This is a genomic window from Qipengyuania sp. ABI-127-1, assembly GCA_022953095.1.
Taxonomy (GTDB): Bacteria; Pseudomonadota; Alphaproteobacteria; order Sphingomonadales; family Sphingomonadaceae; genus Qipengyuania.
Window position 1 is genome coordinate 916,791 of the sequence record JALJCR010000001.1, and the last position, 17,903, is coordinate 934,693.

The following is a 17,903-nucleotide window of genomic DNA, read 5'->3' on the forward strand; positions in this document are numbered from 1 at the left end:
AACCACCATGTCGACTGAAAACGCTCCGCAGGAAACCCCGCCGAAGAAGAAGGGAGGCAAACTCAAGCTGGTGCTTTTCGCGGTCCTGCTCCTCGCTGCGGGCGGTGGGGGCACGTATGCCGCCTTCGCCAGTGGAATGCTGGGCGCTCACGGGACGCAGGAAGAGGACAACAATCCGAAGCTGGTGCGAAAGGGCGATGAAGACCCCTATCCCTTCACCGGCGGCGGAGAGACGAAGGATAAGGCACCGGTCGTCCACGGAGCGGGCGGCGGTGAATATCGGACCGCCTATTATAATTTCACCGAGGAGTTCACGTCGAACCTCGCCAACGGAAATGCTCTGGTTCAGGTGAGCATCGCCGCATCGACGCACTATGATGGACGCGTGCTGATGTGGCTCGCCGAACATGAGACGGCGCTGCGCTCGCGTATTCTGGCCGAACTCGCGGCGACCAGCGAGGAGGACCTTGCCAGTATCAAGGGCAAGGAGGAACTGCAGCAACGCCTGACCAAGGCGCTGAACGAGGTGCTGGAAGAGCGCGAAGGTTTCGGCGGCGTCGACAGCGTCTATTTCCGGTCGTTCATCGTCCAATGATCACCGGCCCCATCCCCGAAGCGGCGGCGCGGGCCGCGTGCCACTGCGAAGAGCTGCTGAGCAGGGCCGCGACACCGCCCGATCTGGACCTGGAATTCGCGCGCTTTGCCCGCAGCTTTACCGAACAGGCTGGCGCCGAGCTCGCGGTGCTATGCGACGACAGGGGGCTTTCGGCGGAGCTGGTCGAAACCGAATTGCTCCCCGTGGGCGAGTGGTACGCGCAGATCGGTGCCGCGCATCGCCACAGTTTCTTCGCTCTGGGTCAGGAACGCCGCGGGCTGCTGGTTTCGGTCCGCATCGGCGAGCTGATCGCGCAGTTCGAACGCATTCTGGGCGGTACGGGTGAAATCGACGAGACCTGTACTGCGCTTCCGGCATCGTCGAAACGTTTCGCACAGCAGTTCGAAGACCGTATGACAGCAGTCCTGCGCCGCGCCAGCGATCGCCGTGCCATCGCGGCAACGACGAATGGCGACGAAGTGGAGCAGGTTGCACCTTTCGCCGCCGATGAACGGATCTGGACCGCGACGCTGGCCATCTCCTCCGCGAAAAGCGCGCAGGTATGGAAGGTTCGTCTCGCTGCCTGCCAATCGATGATCGCCGAGATCGTCGGTACTCGCGCCGTTTCTCCTGCCACCGGGCGCACGATCGGCGCGCGCGGGATCGACGGTTCGGCCATCGCCGATGTCGATCTTCCGCTGCGCGCGGTGCTGGTCGATGTCCCGATGTCGGTTGCCCGGCTGGCCAGTCTCGAACCCGGCGCCGTTATCCCGGTTGCCGTCAATCGCAACGTCCCGCTGCTGACCGGCAACCTTACAATCGCACAGGGATGCGTCGGTGAACTCGACGACCGTGTCGCCCTCGAACTTACCCAATCCTTTCTTTCGGAGTAGAACACATGGCCTCGCATGCAGATGGCTTCGGCCTCATTCAGGATATCGATGTCCGCCTCACCGTGGAACTGGGGCGCAAATCGATGCGCCTGCGCGATGTGCTGGCGCTGGGCGAATCGAGCGTCATCGAACTCGACCGCTTGACCGACGAACCGCTCGACATGTTCGTCAATGGCAAACTGATCGCGCGCGGCGAAGTCATTGCGCAGGGTAATCGCTTCGCCATTCGCGTTCTGGAAATCGTGGGCGCCAGCGGTACCGCATCCGAGATGCCGCGTATCGAGGTGGCCCAGTAATGTTCTGGTACATTCTCAAGCTGCTGATTCTGCTCCCGCTCATCGGGGCGATGATCTGGGGTAGCCTTAAGCTGGCCAAGAAGATGCAAGGTCAGTTTGGCGGGCCGGAGAATGGCAGCAAGGCTGTGCGCGTTGTCGAAACCACCATGCTATCGCCGACACTGCGGCTCGCCGTGATCGAATTTCACGGGCGCGAAATCCTCGTGTCGACCTCGCGCAATGGCCTCACACGGCTGGCAGAGGCTCCGGCGCGGCCGCAAACGCAGGACATCGTCCAGTGATCGCTCGCCTTGCCAAATGCGCCGCCGGGATCGCGGCACTCGCCTATCCCGCACTGGCGCGCGCACAGACCGGCGAAGCGGCGGTGTCGGGCGCGCTCGACCGTGCCTTCGGCCAGATGGCCGGGGCGGGGGGCGAACCGCTGAGCCTCTCGCTCCAGCTCCTGCTGGTGATGGGGCTGCTGACAATTCTGCCAGCGCTCCTGCTGATGATGACCAGTTTCACGCGCATCATCGTTGTGCTGGCGATCCTGCGCCAGGCTTTGGGGCTGCAACAGTCACCGCCCAACCAGGTGTTGATCGGCATCAGCCTGTTCCTTTCGCTGTTTATCATGGCGCCGACACTGGAGCGCGTGAACGAGGCCGCCATCGCCCCCTATTCTTCGGGCGAGATCGGCGCCGAAGTCGCGATCGAACGCGCCGGGGATCAGTTTCACACCTTCATGATCCGCCAGACGCGCGAATACGATCTCGAAATGTTCGCGGATATCGCGGGGGCGGGCCAATTCGCCAGCCCGCAGGACGTGCCCTTTTCGATCCTGCTGCCCGCTTTCGTCACCAGCGAACTGAAAACCGCCTTCCAGATCGGTTTCATGCTGTTCCTGCCCTTCCTGGTCATCGATCTCGTCGTCTCCAGCGTGCTGATGAGCCTGGGCATGATGATGATGAGCCCGATGATCGTTTCGCTGCCTTTCAAGCTGCTGCTCTTCGTCCTCGTTGACGGGTGGGCGCTGCTGATGGGCTCGCTCGCCTCAAGCTTCGGATAGATATCATGGACGAAAGCGCCATCCTCCTTTCCATGGCCGATCGCATGTTGTGGATCGCCGCCCTTGTCGCTGCGCCGATCCTTCTGGCAAGCCTTGCCATCGGTCTGGTCATCGGTCTCGTGCAGGCCGCCACCTCGGTCAACGAACAGACACTCACCTTCGTCCCAAAACTGGGCGCAGTGGCTCTCGTGCTGGTCATCCTCGGCGCATCGATGATGGCGTTGGTGGGCGATTTCACACACGATATCTTCACCGAAATCGCGCGGATCGGCGACTGAGATCAACACGGTGAACGGTCTCGATCTCGGACTTGGCGCGCTTGAGCAGGATATGTGGCGGGTCGTTTTCCTGATGACTCGTCTTGGCGCCGCGCTGCTTGCCGCGCCTTTCTTCGGGGCGAGTTCGGTTCCGGCATCGGTACGCGTGTCGATTACCGGCGCACTTGCGATCTTCGTCTCGATCTGGATGCCCGCCATCGCCACGCCCCCGGCCTTGCTGTCGTTGGAGGGGATGCTCGCCATCGCAGGCGAAGTGATTGTCGGGCTGGCGCTCGGTTTCGTGCTGCAGCTCGCCTTTGCCGCCCCGACCGTGGCCGCCGAACTGATCGGGGGCGGGATGGGAATGAGCATGGCGGTTTCCCAAGACGCGATGGGTGGCGGCACGACCACATCCTTCGGCCAGTATTTCGTGATTGTACTGACGCTGATTTTCCTGGCGACTGGCGCGCACCTGCATTGGATCGCGCTGGTCGTGGAAAGCTACAATGCCTTCCCGCCGGGGCAGACCTGGCTCGGTGGGGACCGTTTTGCCGCCATCGCCGGGTTTGCCAGCTTCATGTTCGAAACCGCTTTGCGAATTGCCCTGCCGGTCACTTTGATCCTGCTGCTGGTGCAGGTGCTGACCGGTATATTGAGCCGCTCGGCCCCGTCGCTCAACCTTTTCGCGCTGGGCCTACCTGCCGGCGTGCTGGCGGGCATGGCCGCGCTGATCATTTCAGCGCCGTTGATCTTCGACCAGTTCACGGGCCTCGTCAGCGAGGCGCTCGACCAGACCGAAAGCGTGTTGGTCCGATGAGTGAAGAGACCGCCGGCGAAAAGACCTTTGCCCCGACAGAGAAGCGGCTGGCCGATGCCGCGAAGAAGGGCGATGTCCTCCGCTCGAAAGATGCCGGGACGGCAGCGGTCATGCTGTTCGGGGGCGCCTGGCTGGCGCTTGGCGGACCCTGGCTGCTCGATGGTCTGGCGCGGCTCGCGCGCGACGCCTTCCTGTTCGATGCGCGCGACATGAATGATTTCGGGGTCGAAGACCTGTTCATGCAGGGGCTGTTGCTCGGCGTGCCGGCGATCCTCACTCTCGCAGTACCGGTCATCATCGTCACGCTGATAACCCAACTTGGCTTCGGTCGTGGCCGATGGGTTGCCGACAATCTCAAGGCCAAGGGGCAGCGGATCAACCCGCTTCAGGGCTTGAAGCGTATGTTCGGTCCGCAGGGCCTGATCGAAATGGGCAAGGGCATCTTAAAGATCATTCTGCTCGGCGCTATTGCCGCTGCCTGGTGGTGGACCAGCATGGAAACCGTGATCGGTCTGGGTCGCGGCAATCTGTCCGCCCAGCTCACGGCTGCATGGCAGGCGATCGTTTCGCTGATCTTTGCCCTTAGCGCGGGACTGGTGGTGATCGCTTTCGTCGACCTTCCGATCCAATGGCTGCGCCAGCAAAAACGCCTGAAAATGAGCCATCAGGAAATGCGCGACGAGAACAAGGAAACCGAAGGCTCGCCCGAAATGCGCGCCGCCCGCCGTCAGCGCCAGCGCGATATCGCCACTGGTTCGGTTGCGGGCGCCATGCGCGAAGCCCAATTCGTCATCACCAATCCGACTCATTTCGCGGTGGCGATGACATACGATCCGGCCAAAGCTTCCGCGCCGATCGTGCTGGCCAAGGGGCGCGGCGACAAGGCTCTGGCGATGAAGGATTTGGCCCGAGAGCTCGACCTGCCGACGCTTGAAATTCCGCAGCTTGCCCGTTCGGTCTATTATACCACGCGCGAGCGGCAGATAATCTGCGAGGACCTCTATGGCGCAGTGGCTTCCGTGCTCGCTTACGTATTTTCGCTCAAGCGCGGCGAGACCCCGCTGCTGCCCGACATCGAAGTCCCCGCAGCTCTACGTTTCGACGCCGAAGGCCGACTGGCTGTTAATTCCGGCCCTCTTCAGTCGTTATCATAGCGATGAGTATTTCGACCACCTCCATCGCCACGACCCTCGGGATCGGCAGCGGCATCGATATGGCGGGGCTGGCCACACAGCTCGCCGAAGCCCAGTTCGAGGGCCGCAATCAGCGCCTGACCAACCAGTCGGAAACGCTCGAGCGCCGGATTTCGCTGGCGGGGTCGATCCGTAGCAGCTTCTCGACATTCGCCAGTGCTTTGGGCGATCGCCTGCGCAGCGGCGATCTTGCGCCATTGCCTTCGATCAGCAATGCGGCAGTGGCTGCCGTCTCCAGCCCTCTCGGTTCGATCGGCAAGGGAAGTTACTCGCTCGAAGTCACTCAGCTGGCCAGCTACCAGACACTCGCCGGGCCGACTTACGCCAGTGCCGAGGATACGGTCGGTACGGGAACCCTGACGATCCGCTTCGGCGAGACGACCAATGCGAGCTTCACCGAGGATACGGGCAAGACCCCGTTGACGATCGATGTCGCTGCCGGGGCGACGCTAAACGATGTCGCTGCCGCGATTAATGGGAAAAATGCAGGGCTCAATGCCTATGTCGCGCAAACCGACACCGGGGCTCAGCTCGTCATCAAGGGGGGCGAGGGCCTGCAGAACGGCTTCACAATCGAAGCAACCGAAGATGCCGGTGATCCGGGTCTCGCCGCCCTCGCGTGGCAGCCTGGTGGCGATCCGTCACGCCTTATCAAGACCTCGGCGGATGCGGCATTCACGCTTGATGGTCTTGCCCGCACCAGCGAGACGAACAAGATCGACAATCTCGCGCCAGGCCTTTCGCTGACGCTCACGGCCACCAATGCGGGATCGCCAGCAACCATCACCTTCGCCAACCCGTCCAGTGCGATTTCAAGCGTTATGCAGGATATCACCGGGGCGCTAAATGAGATAATCAACGAGCTGCGCACGGCGACCGATCCAAAAACCGGCGATCTCGCCAGAGACAGCGGAGCGCGGGCTCTTAGCCGTACGCTTTCAGGCCTGGGCTCTGTAGTCATCATGCCGGATGCACCCGAAGGGGCGCCGAGAACGCTGGCCGAACTCGGACTCGCGATTGAGCCCGATGGCAGTTTCCGCTTTGATAATGCGACGCTGACAGAGGTCATGAACCGCGACCCGTCATCTGTTGCGGCCATGTTTACGACGGGGCTCAACGGGGTTTACTCGACGATCGATCGTATGGCTCGTTCGAACAGCATATCCAGCGATCCCGGATCGCTTGCCGGGTCGATAGCCCGCTACAAGAAGCAATCGCTCCAGATCACGCGCGATCTGGAGAAACTGGCAGACCAGCAAGAAGACCTGCGGGCGAGCATGGTTGCACGCTTCGCCAAGGCCGATAGCCAGGTTGCGGCTTCCAAATCGACCCTGTCTTTCCTCCAGTCCCAGATCGACATCTGGAATTCGCAGGGAGACTGATATGCTGGCGCGTGCCCAACCCGGCGAAGCCTATCGGCAAAGCAATTTCGATGCGCGTTTGATGGTGAGCGAACGCGACGACCTCGTGCTGTTCTGTCTGGACGATCTGGTCGAAAACCTCGGTGGATTGGAAATCGCGGAATCGCGTGGCGACCGTGCTGCTCGCAGCCGATCGCTGACGCGATGCGTGACCGCGTTGACCGCTCTCGAGATCGGCATCGACCGCGAGGCGGAAATGGCGTCCACCCTGATGCAGTTTTATGGTGCGGCCAAGGGCCTGCTGCTCGATTCCGTTCGCACTGTCGATTTGGAAAAAATCGCGCAATTGCGGGCTGACATGCGGGAAATAGTCAGTGCGTTCCGGGCAGCGCGGATCGGGTGATTATTGGAAATACGCGCTCGACCGGGGGCAATTGTCGATCAGCACACGCACCGTCGAGAACCATCGACGCAACTTGATCGCCAAGCTCGAGGTGGAAAGCCGCATCGGGGCAGGGCGTGTCCCCGTGGAAGCGGCGCTATAGAGCCGTTCCCCCTGTGATCCTGACCGTGGCGAGAATGGCGACCAGCGCCCGGCCATACGCGCCCAACAGGGCTATTGCAGGGTCCGAAGCGAAGAAGTTGCCCTCTTCGACCTCGTCGATGATCTTGACCAGCCCCGACGAAGAACCGATCGGCGACGAGGTAAGCAGAATACCGCATGTTGGCCCAACCAGTTCGATGGCCGCGTTGATCTGAGCATCGACATCCAGCAGCTCTGCCAGGCGGTCGTTGTCGGCCCTTTGCGAAACGATAGGTGCGACTTCGGGCGGAGCCTCGTCGAGAATGGCAGCCAGTGCCCAGATTGCCTCATCGGAAGTCTCGAAACTTCCCGCAGAGCAAGAATCGACGAAAGTCAGTATTTTGGTTTCCCAAAGGGACATTTGGTCGGTCCTCACGAAGCACGCGAGCCGTGGCACACGTTATGGTGCGATTACACAGTATACACGATGAATGTCATCCGTATCGACGCGTACATTGGGTGGTTTTCCGCGTGAAACCCATCGCCTGGGCGCTCGGGGTCTAATTGCCCTCGTTTTCGACTATGGCAATACGCAGTTTCGCAAGGGCCGCCGATTTGAGCTGGTGGACCCGTGGAACGCTGACATCGAGAATTGCGGCAATCTCGGTGAGATTGAGTTCTTCGATGAAATGCAGTTTGGTGATGAGCTGCAACCGTTCGGGGAGGCTGGCAATGGCCTCGGCCAGCATGGCGCGATCACCCTGTTCGAGCAATCTCGTTTCGGCATCAGGTTCTTCGGTTCCGAACGCCGGATTGGAATCCGAATAGCAGTCTTCCAGGTCGACGACCCGTGTGGCCAGTTGTGCACGCATTTCGTGATATTCCTCGAGGGACATCTGCATGGCCCGGGCCATGTCCTGCGCGGAGGGATCATGCCCCAGTTCGCCGCGTAGCCGGTCCATCGTATTTTCCATTCGCCGGCGCTGGGCTGCGGCTCCACGGGCATGTGGCGATTGCGAACGCAGCAGGTCGATCATGGCCCCGCGCACCCGCATTTTCGCATAAGCGGCAAAGCCGTCTTCCCCCGGCCGGTCGTGCCGCTGCGCGCATTCCGTGAACGCGATCATCCCGGCTTGCAGCAGATCGTCGACATCGACCGAGGCCCCGCAACTGGCTTCGTAATACCATGCGAGCTTGCGCACCATGGGAAGGAAATTGCCGATGCGCTGGTTGATTTCGCTCGTATAGGCGCGCTGCGCATTGAAATGGGAGTGGTCGTATCTCATGCCGCAAGGGCCTCCGTTTCATGGCCGAGTTCAGCAGGTGGTTCGGAAGATTCGTCGCCCACCACCGCGATCACTTCGATCGGCTGGGCGGCGGGCAGTTCGTTGATCGACAGCACCAGGCATTGCGGCGCGCGCAGGCGCAGCAGGGCGGTCAGCGCACGCCGTGCGCGCGGTTGGACGATGAGGGCGGGACGCGTCGCCGAAGGGTCGCGCTGCGAGACGATGGCGGCGATGCGTTCGCCGATCGACCGCGCAAGGTCGGGTTCGATCACGATCTCGCCCGATGCAGGGTCCTGCAGCCCGCCGACGACCATGTCCTCTAGCCCTGCCGCCAAGGTGATTACCGGCAGTTTTGCGTCGGGCGGGCAGGCTTCGCCCACGATCATCGCGCCAAGGTCGGCGCGGACGATGTCGACCATGCGATCGTGCTCCGCGGTCTGCTGTGCGGCGAGCGAGATGCTCGAGAAGACACGCAGCGAATGGCGCAGCGAGATGCCGTCGGCGAGCAGCGCCTTGAGCAGGCGGGTCACGGCGGCAAGCGTCAACGGCTGCGGGGTGAAGGATTCGATTAGCTGGCCATGGCGCGCACGCAGATGGTCGAGCAGGTCGCGGACCTGGTCGGGGCCGAGCAGGTCCTGCGCCCGCGCTGCCAGCAATTGGTGGATCTGCGTGGCTATAACGCTTTCCGGATCGACCGCGAGGTAGCCCTCGGCCACCGCCAGGTCCCGGGTGCCCGGATCGATCCACAGCGCCGGGCAGCCGAAGCTCGGATCGACCGTCGCCTCGCCGGGGACGGCCTGGGAATGCATGACCTCGCCCGTGTCGATCGCCAGCAGGTGATCCGGCTTGACCTTGCCGCCCCCGATCGTCGCACCGCCCAGCGTGATGCGATAGGCGTCAGGTTCCACCTCGAAGCTGTCCTCGATGCGGAACTGGGGAACGATGAAGCCGAAGGTCTGGCACATCTGCTTGCGCAGACCGGTCAGCCGGGCAACCAGTGTCGCACCGCGTTTCTCGTCGGTCAGATGGATCAGGCCGTAGCCGAGCTGGATCGTCACCAGAGTCTGGTCGGAAACCTCGTCGATCGCGATATACGCCGGATCCGGCGTGACGACGGGTTCGGGAATATTGGCGGCCGCTTCCTGGCGCTTGCGCAGATTGAACCACAACCAGAACGCCCCCGCCGATAGCGGGAGGATGATCGATTGCGGCATCGCCGGAATACAGCCGATCACGAACAGGATGCAGGCGACGGGCAACCAGATCTTGGGATCGGCGAGCTGGCCGCCGATCTGGCCGGTCAGGTCGCGCGCATCGGATACGCGGGTGACGATGACGGCGGCGGCGATCGACAACAGCAGCGCGGGCACCGAGGCGACGAGCGCATCGCCGACTGCAAGCGTAACGTAGAATTCGGCCGCTTCGCCTGCGGAAAGGTCGTGTGTCGAAACACCCAGCACCAGGCCAGCGATGACATTGATCAGCAGGATCAGAAGGGCAGCGACGGCATCGCCTTTCACGAATTTGCTGGCACCGTCCATCGACCCGTAGAAATCGGCTTCGGTGGCGATTTCGCGCCGACGTGCCTTGGCCTCGTCGGCCGTCAGCAGGCCGGCGGCGAGATCGGCGTCGATCGCCATCTGCTTGCCGGGCAGGGCGTCGAGCGTGAAGCGGGCGGAAACTTCGGATACGCGCCCGGCACCCTTGGTCACCACCATCAGATTGATGATCATCAGGATAAGGAAGACGAAAATACCGACCGCGAAATTGCCGCCGATGAGGAAGGCGCCGAAGGCTTCGATCACCTTGCCCGCAGCGGCTCCGCCCTCATGCCCATTGAGCAAGACAATGCGCGTCGAGGCCACGTTGAGCGCAAGCCGCAATAGCGTGGCGAACAGCAGCACCGAGGGGAAGGATGAAAAGTCCAGCGGCTTCTGCGCATTCATGGCCGCCATCAGGATCGACACCGACAGCGCGATGTTCATCACGAAGAACACATCGAGCAGCATTGCCGGGATCGGCATGACCATCAGCAGAATGATGGTCAGAATACCGATCGGCAGGGCGAGTCCGGGGTTGAAGAACTGACGCGCGCTCACAGGCCGAGCGCCTTGAACTTGCCATAGGCGGAAGCGATGTGCCGGTTCGCCCGGCTGTCGGCCACGCCCGCATCACCGAAGGTAGAGCGCAGTGTATCGGCCATGGAGGGGCGCTGGACGGCATCGGGTGGCAGCAGTTGGGGAGAGAGCCTTCTGCGATTGGGGCTGGCAGGCTGAAATTCCGGCCGCGCTGCAACGTTGGCGAATTCGGCAACGATATCGGGCGTCCTGCCAGGTATCGATGGTGCGCCATAGGCCGCATCGACCTTGCCGCGCATCAAGGACATCACTTCGCCGACCGAACGGGGCGCGCCATCGGCGTAGAAGATCGGGCGGTTGGCCCTTGCGGCTTGCGGCATCAAGGCAGCAGCCGATTGATCGGGATTGCTGGCAAGCGCGCCGAGGAATTTCCGGGCTCCGCCAAGACCGAGAAAGTGGGCGAGATAGAGTTCGGCGGGTTCCGGTTCGCGGCCCAGCGTCGTGCGCAGCCCATCGGCATTGTCGCGCGTGAGCTCGGCCGCCATCAGGGAAGATGCATCGGCATCATAGCGCAGCGAGAGCAACTGGTCGCGGGTCGCTGCATCGGCAACGCGACCATTGGGCGCGATGGCGGCGTCGGCCCAGTCCATCCCGTGTTTCGCCCCGTGCCTGTCGAGCGTGCGCAGCCAGGTGGAATCGATGAACTGATAAAGGCCGGTGGCGCTCGACGTCCGCGCCTTGGCGCTGGGGTCCAGGCCGGATTCAAGCCGTGCCTGGGCCAGCAGGTAATCGAAGTCGACACCTGTCCGCGTTGCAGCGCGGGCGATGGCACCCTGCACTTCGGCGGTCTGGACGGGGCTGATTGTAGGCACGAAACCTCCGGGATTGGTTGTCCCGGTGTTTCAGCAAGAGGCGTGCCAAATTTGAAAGGTAATGCGACCCGAGGGGTCAGGCGAGTGCTACGCTCATCTTATTTCGGGGGAGAGCGGAATAGGGGGAGCTATTCCCGCTCAATGTGCCGAGCCGGTTCTGCACGTTGCTGGCGATAAGGTTCCGCAGGCGGCGATTGATCTCGTTGAGGCGGCGCACCGCGTCGAGAATACCAAGGCACTCTTCGTCGAGGCTCGCCTGATCGACGGTTTCCAGCTTGCTGCACAAATCGATTTTGCCGGTTGTACAGGTGACGATCCGATCGAGATCGAGGGCGGCAAGAGCCTGCCGCTCACCCTGCAAAAGTGCGAGCAATTGTTGCAGGGTAGAAAGAGTGTCCTGTTTGCGGGTCATTTCCCGACCTTTCCGTACAGGCCCGCCGCAATGATCGCATCGGCGATCTCGGTGGGGATCAGCGGGTAGGAGTTGGTTTCAATAGCCTTGCGGATCTCGGCCACGCGGTCATGATCGACGGGGATGTCCTGGCCTGCCGATACGCGCATGGTCGACATCGGCGCTTCCGCTTCGCGCGGCCCGATCGCAACCTTTTGCGTGGGGGTGATTTCCCCCGCAGGCGTCACACCGGCACTTGGGCGCACAATAGACCCCTGAAATTCCGGCAATCCGACAATACGCATCGTTTCGCTCCATAAGCTGGTTGTCCAACAGAACGGCGAAACATGCGCGGGTTTAACTCCCCGGCAATGTTTTTTGCCGGTTACGGCAAATCGATGCCGACCTGCCCAGGCCGGATCACCCTTGCGCGCAGGGCTTCGGCTCTTTTTCCGTTGGCGCGGACCTTGATCCACTCGCCTTGCGCACCGTCTTCCACGGCCGAACCTTGCCGGGTCAGGGTGAAGCCGTTGCCGCGCACCAGAATACTGACGTTTTCCCCGCGCTTGACGATCGTTTCCCCGTGGCTCTGACCGAAACGGCTGGCCGCGCCCATCCGACTGTCTACAGCGACATAAATGCGCCAGCCGGCAGTCGGACACGCAATCTGCACCGATCGCTGGTCGCGCCCAAACCACTGGAGGTCGAGAGGAGTCTGGCAATCGTCCAGGCGCAGGCGCCGATCCACCGGCAGTTTCGCGCCGCCCGGCTGGCCGATGCCGGCTCCGGTGAAATCGGCGACGGCACGATCGATGATCGACAGGTCCATGGGAGACGCCGCCATCGCGGATGTCGCGAAAAATGCGGCTGCAATCGATCCTAGAAACTGTTGGCGCATGGTTGGTACTGGCTCCGGTTCACGATAATCGCCTCCTGAAAGAGAGGCTCGTACCCGTTATTCAGCAAAATCCGTGCCATTCATCGGGGTGCGGAGGTAATCGACCGAAATCACGATTTCGTCCCTGATATTCGGCATGGCGATGAGCCGGGCGGCAACGCCCGCATCCTCCGCGTCTTCCAGCAGCCTTTCGCCTTCGGCCAGCGCCTCGGCCCGCCGGGTGGGTGCATAGCCGACCGATATGGTCGCAACCTGTCGATCATCGCTGGCGGCGGCAAGCAGCCATTCGCGAGTGCTTTCGCCCGACCCCGGCCTGTGCAGGGCGAGGGCCGAAGATCCCTGCGCCGCAGACTGTCGCGGTTCGGGTGGCGCCGCCTTTTCCGGCGTTTCATTCGCAGCCTGAGCGGTAATGAGAAACAGAATGAGGGCGAGATCGGCGGTAATCGTCTGCCACCCCGACGCGGCGCGCAAAATCATGCTGCTTCCTTTTCGGGTTCCGGTGCCATGCCGGGCGCGCCCGCGCGCCGAATACCATGGGCCAGCCATTCTAGCACTTCGTCGCGGTCGATTTCCTCGCGGCGCGATCTCCGCGCGATCGCGCCCCCCAGGGGCGAGAAAAGAAAGTTGGCCGCGACGAGACCATAGAGCGTCGTCACGACGGCCATGGAAATCGCTCCGACGATACCGGCGTCTTCGGGGGCGGCGCCCCGCGCATGCCCCAGCGCGACAAGAGTGCCTGCCAGGCCCAGAACCGGGGCGAGATCGGCAGCGCAATCGAACACGCGTATCGCGGTCTTCGCATTGGCAAGCCGTGCTTCCTTGAACTTGGAGTGTTCGCCATGCAGCGACTGGATCGACCGCTGGCTGATCATGAGATCGGAAAGGCTGTCGAACTCATTATCGCCGAAGTGGCGCGGTTCTGCGCGGATGAAGCCGTCATCGGCGATTTCGCGGATCTGGATGGCGAGGCTGGCCTTGGCCTTCGCCACATTGAAAGGCGCACCAAGCAGCCCGCGCAGGGCGCCGGCGGCAACACGGCTGTCCGCGACCCCGCAGCGCAGGATCGTCGCGGCGATCGTGCCGACAAGGACGATGGTAATGGCCATCGGATCGTACCAGGTGTCCAGCATGAATTTGCTACTCCTTGCCGCCAAGAACGACCGGCATGGGGCCAGATTTATCCGGCGGACGAACTTTGCCGCATCCCGGCAAGGGCTTGCCACATTCTGCCGGTTTGCCCTGTTTCCGCCCTCCAGATCGATTTTGGCACGCCCCTTGCTTAACATCTCCCGTAATTCTTGCGGAGGCTCAGATGAGCGACAGATTGTTCGGCATTCACGGGGCAGCACTGGAAATCCGGTCGCAGCGCATGGGTGTGCTCGGCTCAAACATCGCCAATGCGGCAACGCCTGGCTACAAAGCACGCGACGTGGATTTTTCCGCCGCGTTGCAGGCCCGCCTGGGGGGTGCCGATAGTGCGCGCGCCGCCGATAGCGCGGTCCAGTATCGCGTGCCGACCATGGCGAGTCTCGACGGGAACACCGTCGAAATGTCCACCGAACAGGCGGCATTCGCCGAAAACGCGGTCGCGTACACGGCCACTCTCAACTTCCTGCGCGGGCGGGTCGAAACCGTAACCCGCGCGATCAGGGGCGAATGACGATGGCCGGTCCGACTTCCTTCTTCGACATCGGCCATCGTGCCATGTCCGCGCAGCTCGTGCGGATGAACACCGCCGCCTCCAATCTCGCCAATGCCGGTTCGGTGTCAGGTACCGAGGAAGAGGCCTACCGTCCGATGCGCACAGTCTTCGAGCAAGAGCTCGACCGTGCGAGCGGCCTTTCATCGGTCCGTGTGGGCGGAGTGGTGCGCGAAGATGTCGCGCCGATCCGCCGTCACGATCCGGGCCACCCGCTCGCCGACGAGAACGGCGACGTGTGGGAGGCTCCCGTCGATGAGAACGCCGAAATGGTCGAGATGCTCGAAGCATCCCGCCAATACCGCAACATGGTTGAGGCCATGTCCACCGCCAAGCAGCTCATGCTCGAAACGATGAGAATGAAATGATTACTTCGACCACCAACCAGGCGGCCAACCCCGCTACACCGAATGCGCCCGTTGCCGGTCGTGGAATGAGTTCGCTGGGGCAGGGTGACTTCCTGCGCCTGCTGACTGTCCAGATGCAGCAGCAGGACCCCTTCAACCCGGTCGATAACAAGGAAATGCTGGCGCAGATGGCGCAGTTTTCCTCGCTCGCGGGTGTCACCGAAACAAATGCCATGCTCGAGCGGATCGCGGACAAGCTCGACCAGTTGATCGTCACTTCCCAGTCCGCGTCCGATACCTGACCAAGGAGACTTTTCATGTCCTTCTACACCTCACTCAACGGTATGAAAAACGCGCAGACCTCGCTCGGCGTCATCGCGCATAACATCTCGAATTCGGAAACCTACGGTTTCAAGCGCAGCCGGACCGAATTTTCGGAAATCGTTGCCGGATCTGCGCTAACCAACCCCCGGATGATTAAGGGCATCGGTGCATCGGTGGAATCGATCACGCAGAACTTTGCCCTTGGCCCGGTGGAGCAGACCGGTTCGGCACTGGATCTTGCGATTACCGGTGACGGCTTCTTCACCACGCGCTCTGCGGTGGACGGAACGACCCTTTACACTCGTGCAGGATCGTTTTCGATGAGCGATACCGGCCATATCGCCGACAGCGCCGGCAATCGGCTGCAAGTGTTTCCGGTCGATGCTAATGGCCAGGTGACCGGCAACGGTATTTCCGATGCGCAGGTGCCCGCGGTCAATGCAGCCGGTTCGGAATTCGCGGGCGTTACCATTACCGAGACGGGCCTTGTTCAGGCGTCCTATGCCGATGGATCAGTCGAACCGATCGGTGCGGTGGCGCTCGCCAGCTTCATTTCGCCAAACGGGCTCAAGAAGGTCGGTTCCGCCAATTGGGAAAGCACCGGACTGTCTGGTGCTGCGAGCTATGGTTCCCCGGGATCGGGTGCCTATGGATCGCTGCTTTCGGGCGCACTCGAACGCTCGAATGTCGACATCGCCGAGGAACTGGTCGGTCTGATTACCGCGCAGCGTAATTTCCAGGCCAATGCCAAGGCTATCGATACCGCCACCCAGATCTCGCAGACGGTCATCAACCTGCGGAGCTGATTGCCATGGATCGCCTCATCCATACCGCGCTATCGGGCATGCGGGCGTCGATGGACAGCCAGCGCGTCATCGCGAGCAATATGGCCAATGCCAATACGCTCGGGTTTCGCGCGGAAATGCTCGATCAGCGCGCCGTCACCATCGAGGGGCAACCCAACGAGGCGCGCGCGATGCAGACTGCCAGCGTGCGCGGTGCGAACATGGTTGCGGGCGAAGTCGTCGATACCGGCCGCGATCTCGATATCGCGATCGAGACCGATGCGCTGATGGCAGTGCAGGCGGCCGATGGTACGGAAGCCTATACCCGCCGGGGCGATCTTTCCGTCTCGGCTACCGGCCTGCTCGTCAATGGCGAAGGACGACCGGTATTGGGAGATGGCGGCCCCATCACCATTCCGCCGGTCGGCATCCCGGCGATCGCGCCCGATGGCACGATCACCATCGCCGATCCGGCCGCGCCCGAGCAGGCCCCGACCGAAATCGGACGGATCAAGCTGGCGGCGTGGGAAGGCTCGCCGGTCAGCAAGGGGCTGGATGGCCTGTTCCGCGTCGAAGGCGGTGGCATCTTGCCGACCGACGAAGCGGCCACGGTCAAATCCGGCGCGCTCGAACAATCGAATGTGAAAACCACCGAAGTCCTGGTCGACATGATCGATGCGCAGCGGCTCTTCGCCATGCGCAGCAAGGTCATCTCCACCGCACGCGAAATCGACGAAAGCGGCGCGCAGCTCATGCGCCTCGGATGATCAGGGGAAAGGATAAGCCATGCCCACTTCAGCCCTTCAGGTCGCCCGCACCGGGCTCGAGGCACAGGATGCGCGCATGCGCGTCATCGCCAACAACCTGGCCAATGTCGGCACCACCGGCTTCAAGCGCGACCGCGCCAATTTCGCCACCCTCGCCTATCAGGACGCGCGCGTTGCCGGACAGCGTTCCTCTGGCGAAACCGCTTATGCCACCGGGCTCAACCTCGGCACCGGCGTGGCGGTCCAGTCGACCAGCCAGATCATGACGCAGGGCGCGCTCAACAACACCGACAACGCTTTCGATCTGGCGCTCGACGGCGATGGATACTTCCAGATCGAGATGCCTGGGGGCCAGATCGGCTACACCCGCGCGGGCAATTTCACCCTTTCCGCCGAAGGGCAGTTGGTCACCCAGCAGGGGTATGCCGTGCAGCCCGCGATCACCGTCCCCCAAGGCGCCACCGCGATTGCGGTATCGCCCGATGGCATCGTGTCGGCCACGCTGGCCGGGGAGGCCGAACCGGCCGAGCTGGGTCAGATCCAGGTTGCCCGCTTCACCAACCCTTCGGGCCTGCAGGCGATCGGCGATAACTTCCTCGTCGAAACCGCAGCCAGCGGCGCGGCCGAATTGGGAATCGGCGGCGAGAATGGCCGCGGTAATATCCGCCAGGGCATGCTCGAGGCGTCGAACGTCAACATCGTCCAGGAACTGGTCGACATGATCGAAGCCCAGCGCGCTTACGAGATCAGCTCGAAGATGGTTTCCGCCGTCGACGAGATGCTGCGCAACGCCAACCAGACGCTGTGAGGACCACTCCCATGAAACCCGCACTCTATCTCGTCCCTATGACGCTCGCCCTTGCAGCGTGCGGTGGGGGCTCCGCGCGGCCCGAAGGCTTTTCGGCCGCGCTCCCACCAGCCCCGCAGGCGGTCCCAACGCAGCATCGGGACGGCGCGATCTATCAGGCCAGTCACGGCTATGCGCCGCTTTATTACGGCAATCGCGCGGCGCGGGTCGGCGATATCGTAACGATCGTGCTGGTCGAGCGCACACAGACATCGAAATCCACCAGCGGATCGACCAAGCGCGACGGCAATATCGGGCTCTCTCTTCCGCAATTTGTCGGCATCGACGACGCCGATCTTAATGCCTCCGGCGGTTCGTCGTTCAAAGGGTCGGGTGATGCATCGCAGGCCAGTTCGATCCGGGCAGACCTGACCGTGACCATTGCCGAGGTTCGTCCGAACGGGACGGCACTGGTGCGCGGAGAGAAGGTCATGCAACTCAGCCAGGGCGAGGAATGGGTCCAGCTTTCCGGCATCATCCGCCTTGCCGATATCGATCAGGACAACCGCATCCCGTCGATCCGGGTGGCCGATGCGCGCATTTCCTATTCGGGCGCCGGCTCGGTCCAGCGCGCAAGCCGCGAAGGCTGGCTGTCGCGTTTCTTCGGCGCGATTTCGCCTTTCTGAGGA

The 17,903-nt window shown here is 62.5% G+C and carries 27 protein-coding genes; 18 read left to right on the plus strand and 9 right to left on the minus strand.

The annotated features are described in order from the left end of the window. The first annotated feature begins 7 nt into the window (after positions 1 to 7). The 11 genes from MUY37_RS04405 to MUY37_RS04455 are packed head-to-tail and all read left to right on the plus strand — an operon-like array spanning position 8 to position 7,002. Positions 8 to 595 (plus strand): flagellar basal body-associated FliL family protein, encoded by a 588-nt coding sequence (locus tag MUY37_RS04405; RefSeq protein ID WP_499194180.1) that lies wholly within the window; start codon positions 8 to 10, stop codon positions 593 to 595. Next, the gene (locus tag MUY37_RS04410; RefSeq protein ID WP_499194181.1) at positions 592 to 1,488 is read left to right on the plus strand and encodes a FliM/FliN family flagellar motor C-terminal domain-containing protein; all 897 of its coding nucleotides are present in this window, start codon (positions 592 to 594) and stop codon (positions 1,486 to 1,488) included. Before MUY37_RS04405 ends, MUY37_RS04410 begins: the two co-directional genes overlap by 4 nt. A gap of 5 nt (positions 1,489 to 1,493) precedes the next feature. Then, complete coding sequence (fliN, locus tag MUY37_RS04415) at positions 1,494 to 1,784, plus strand: flagellar motor switch protein FliN (RefSeq protein WP_115417514.1); 291 nt, start codon at positions 1,494 to 1,496, stop codon at positions 1,782 to 1,784. After that, the gene (locus MUY37_RS04420) at positions 1,784 to 2,065 is read left to right on the plus strand and encodes a flagellar biosynthetic protein FliO (protein ID WP_417322808.1); all 282 of its coding nucleotides are present in this window, start codon (positions 1,784 to 1,786) and stop codon (positions 2,063 to 2,065) included. The genes fliN and MUY37_RS04420 overlap by 1 nt, the downstream gene beginning before the upstream one ends. After that, positions 2,062 to 2,829, plus strand: coding sequence for a flagellar type III secretion system pore protein FliP (gene fliP / locus MUY37_RS04425; RefSeq protein ID WP_499194182.1), 768 nt, complete (start codon positions 2,062 to 2,064; stop codon positions 2,827 to 2,829). The genes MUY37_RS04420 and fliP overlap by 4 nt, the downstream gene beginning before the upstream one ends. Before the next feature lie 5 nt (positions 2,830 to 2,834). Beyond that, complete coding sequence (locus MUY37_RS04430) at positions 2,835 to 3,107, plus strand: flagellar biosynthetic protein FliQ (protein WP_499194183.1); 273 nt, start codon at positions 2,835 to 2,837, stop codon at positions 3,105 to 3,107. Between the two features lie 10 nt (positions 3,108 to 3,117). Next, the gene (gene fliR, locus MUY37_RS04435; protein WP_499194184.1) at positions 3,118 to 3,903 is read left to right on the plus strand and encodes a flagellar biosynthetic protein FliR; all 786 of its coding nucleotides are present in this window, start codon (positions 3,118 to 3,120) and stop codon (positions 3,901 to 3,903) included. Next, positions 3,900 to 5,057, plus strand: coding sequence for an EscU/YscU/HrcU family type III secretion system export apparatus switch protein (locus MUY37_RS04440; protein ID WP_499194185.1), 1,158 nt, complete (start codon positions 3,900 to 3,902; stop codon positions 5,055 to 5,057). The genes fliR and MUY37_RS04440 overlap by 4 nt, the downstream gene beginning before the upstream one ends. Positions 5,058 to 5,059: 2 nt before the next feature. Further along, complete coding sequence (gene fliD, locus MUY37_RS04445; protein WP_499194186.1) at positions 5,060 to 6,478, plus strand: flagellar filament capping protein FliD; 1,419 nt, start codon at positions 5,060 to 5,062, stop codon at positions 6,476 to 6,478. A 1-nt stretch (position 6,479) separates the two neighbouring features. After that, on the plus strand, positions 6,480 to 6,860 hold the full coding sequence (locus tag MUY37_RS04450; protein WP_499194187.1) for a flagellar protein FliS: 381 nt from the start codon (positions 6,480 to 6,482) through the stop codon (positions 6,858 to 6,860). Continuing rightward, entirely contained in the window at positions 6,832 to 7,002 is a 171-nt protein-coding gene (locus tag MUY37_RS04455; protein ID WP_499194188.1) for a LuxR C-terminal-related transcriptional regulator, read from the plus strand. Before MUY37_RS04450 ends, MUY37_RS04455 begins: the two co-directional genes overlap by 29 nt. Here MUY37_RS04455 and MUY37_RS04460 read toward each other — a convergent pair. From MUY37_RS04460 to MUY37_RS04500, 9 genes are all read right to left on the minus strand, one after another. Beyond that, entirely contained in the window at positions 6,997 to 7,401 is a 405-nt protein-coding gene (locus MUY37_RS04460) for a hypothetical protein (protein ID WP_499194189.1), read from the minus strand. The two genes, MUY37_RS04455 and MUY37_RS04460, sit on opposite strands and share 6 nt — an antisense overlap. Before the next feature lie 139 nt (positions 7,402 to 7,540). Further along, positions 7,541 to 8,266, minus strand: coding sequence for a sigma-70 family RNA polymerase sigma factor (locus tag MUY37_RS04465; protein ID WP_499194190.1), 726 nt, complete (start codon positions 8,264 to 8,266; stop codon positions 7,541 to 7,543). Continuing rightward, complete coding sequence (locus MUY37_RS04470) at positions 8,263 to 10,296, minus strand: flagellar biosynthesis protein FlhA (RefSeq protein WP_499195112.1); 2,034 nt, start codon at positions 10,294 to 10,296, stop codon at positions 8,263 to 8,265. The genes MUY37_RS04465 and MUY37_RS04470 overlap by 4 nt, the downstream gene beginning before the upstream one ends. 65 nt (positions 10,297 to 10,361) lie before the next feature. Then, complete coding sequence (locus MUY37_RS04475; RefSeq protein ID WP_499194191.1) at positions 10,362 to 11,216, minus strand: transglycosylase SLT domain-containing protein; 855 nt, start codon at positions 11,214 to 11,216, stop codon at positions 10,362 to 10,364. 76 nt (positions 11,217 to 11,292) lie between these two features. Then, positions 11,293 to 11,628: a hypothetical protein gene (locus MUY37_RS04480; protein WP_499194192.1), complete on the minus strand. Its 336-nt coding sequence runs from the start codon at positions 11,626 to 11,628 to the stop codon at positions 11,293 to 11,295. After that, the gene (locus tag MUY37_RS04485) at positions 11,625 to 11,912 is read right to left on the minus strand and encodes a flagellar biosynthesis anti-sigma factor FlgM (protein WP_499194193.1); all 288 of its coding nucleotides are present in this window, start codon (positions 11,910 to 11,912) and stop codon (positions 11,625 to 11,627) included. The genes MUY37_RS04480 and MUY37_RS04485 overlap by 4 nt, the downstream gene beginning before the upstream one ends. 80 nt (positions 11,913 to 11,992) lie before the next feature. Beyond that, positions 11,993 to 12,451, minus strand: coding sequence for a flagella basal body P-ring formation protein FlgA (locus MUY37_RS04490; protein ID WP_499194194.1), 459 nt, complete (start codon positions 12,449 to 12,451; stop codon positions 11,993 to 11,995). Positions 12,452 to 12,562: 111 nt separating this feature from the next. Further along, on the minus strand, positions 12,563 to 12,982 hold the full coding sequence (locus tag MUY37_RS04495; RefSeq protein ID WP_499194195.1) for a hypothetical protein: 420 nt from the start codon (positions 12,980 to 12,982) through the stop codon (positions 12,563 to 12,565). Next, entirely contained in the window at positions 12,979 to 13,635 is a 657-nt protein-coding gene (locus MUY37_RS04500; RefSeq protein WP_499194196.1) for a MotA/TolQ/ExbB proton channel family protein, read from the minus strand. Before MUY37_RS04500 ends, MUY37_RS04495 begins: the two co-directional genes overlap by 4 nt. A 182-nt stretch (positions 13,636 to 13,817) precedes the next feature. Between MUY37_RS04500 and flgB the strand changes: the two genes are divergently transcribed. From flgB to MUY37_RS04535, 7 genes are read left to right on the plus strand one after another with little or no spacing between them, the layout of a single operon-like run. Further along, a complete protein-coding gene (gene flgB, locus MUY37_RS04505; protein WP_499194197.1) occupies positions 13,818 to 14,165 on the plus strand; it encodes a flagellar basal body rod protein FlgB in 348 nt (115 codons plus the stop codon). Between the two features lie 2 nt (positions 14,166 to 14,167). Beyond that, positions 14,168 to 14,572, plus strand: a complete 405-nt coding sequence (flgC, locus tag MUY37_RS04510; RefSeq protein ID WP_499194198.1) for a flagellar basal body rod protein FlgC — start codon at positions 14,168 to 14,170, stop codon at positions 14,570 to 14,572. Continuing rightward, positions 14,569 to 14,853 carry a flagellar hook assembly protein FlgD gene (locus MUY37_RS04515; RefSeq protein WP_499194199.1) on the plus strand — a complete coding sequence of 95 codons (285 nt, stop codon included), beginning with the start codon at positions 14,569 to 14,571 and terminating at the stop codon, positions 14,851 to 14,853. The genes flgC and MUY37_RS04515 overlap by 4 nt, the downstream gene beginning before the upstream one ends. 15 nt (positions 14,854 to 14,868) lie before the next feature. Then, the gene (locus MUY37_RS04520) at positions 14,869 to 15,681 is read left to right on the plus strand and encodes a flagellar hook-basal body complex protein (protein WP_499194200.1); all 813 of its coding nucleotides are present in this window, start codon (positions 14,869 to 14,871) and stop codon (positions 15,679 to 15,681) included. Positions 15,682 to 15,686: 5 nt separating this feature from the next. Next, positions 15,687 to 16,427 carry a flagellar basal body rod protein FlgF gene (locus MUY37_RS04525; protein WP_499194201.1) on the plus strand — a complete coding sequence of 247 codons (741 nt, stop codon included), beginning with the start codon at positions 15,687 to 15,689 and terminating at the stop codon, positions 16,425 to 16,427. Between the two features lie 19 nt (positions 16,428 to 16,446). Then, a complete protein-coding gene (gene flgG / locus MUY37_RS04530; protein ID WP_499194202.1) occupies positions 16,447 to 17,235 on the plus strand; it encodes a flagellar basal-body rod protein FlgG in 789 nt (262 codons plus the stop codon). An 11-nt stretch (positions 17,236 to 17,246) separates the two neighbouring features. Next, on the plus strand, positions 17,247 to 17,900 hold the full coding sequence (locus MUY37_RS04535) for a flagellar basal body L-ring protein FlgH (RefSeq protein WP_499194203.1): 654 nt from the start codon (positions 17,247 to 17,249) through the stop codon (positions 17,898 to 17,900). Positions 17,901 to 17,903: the final 3 nt, after the last annotated feature.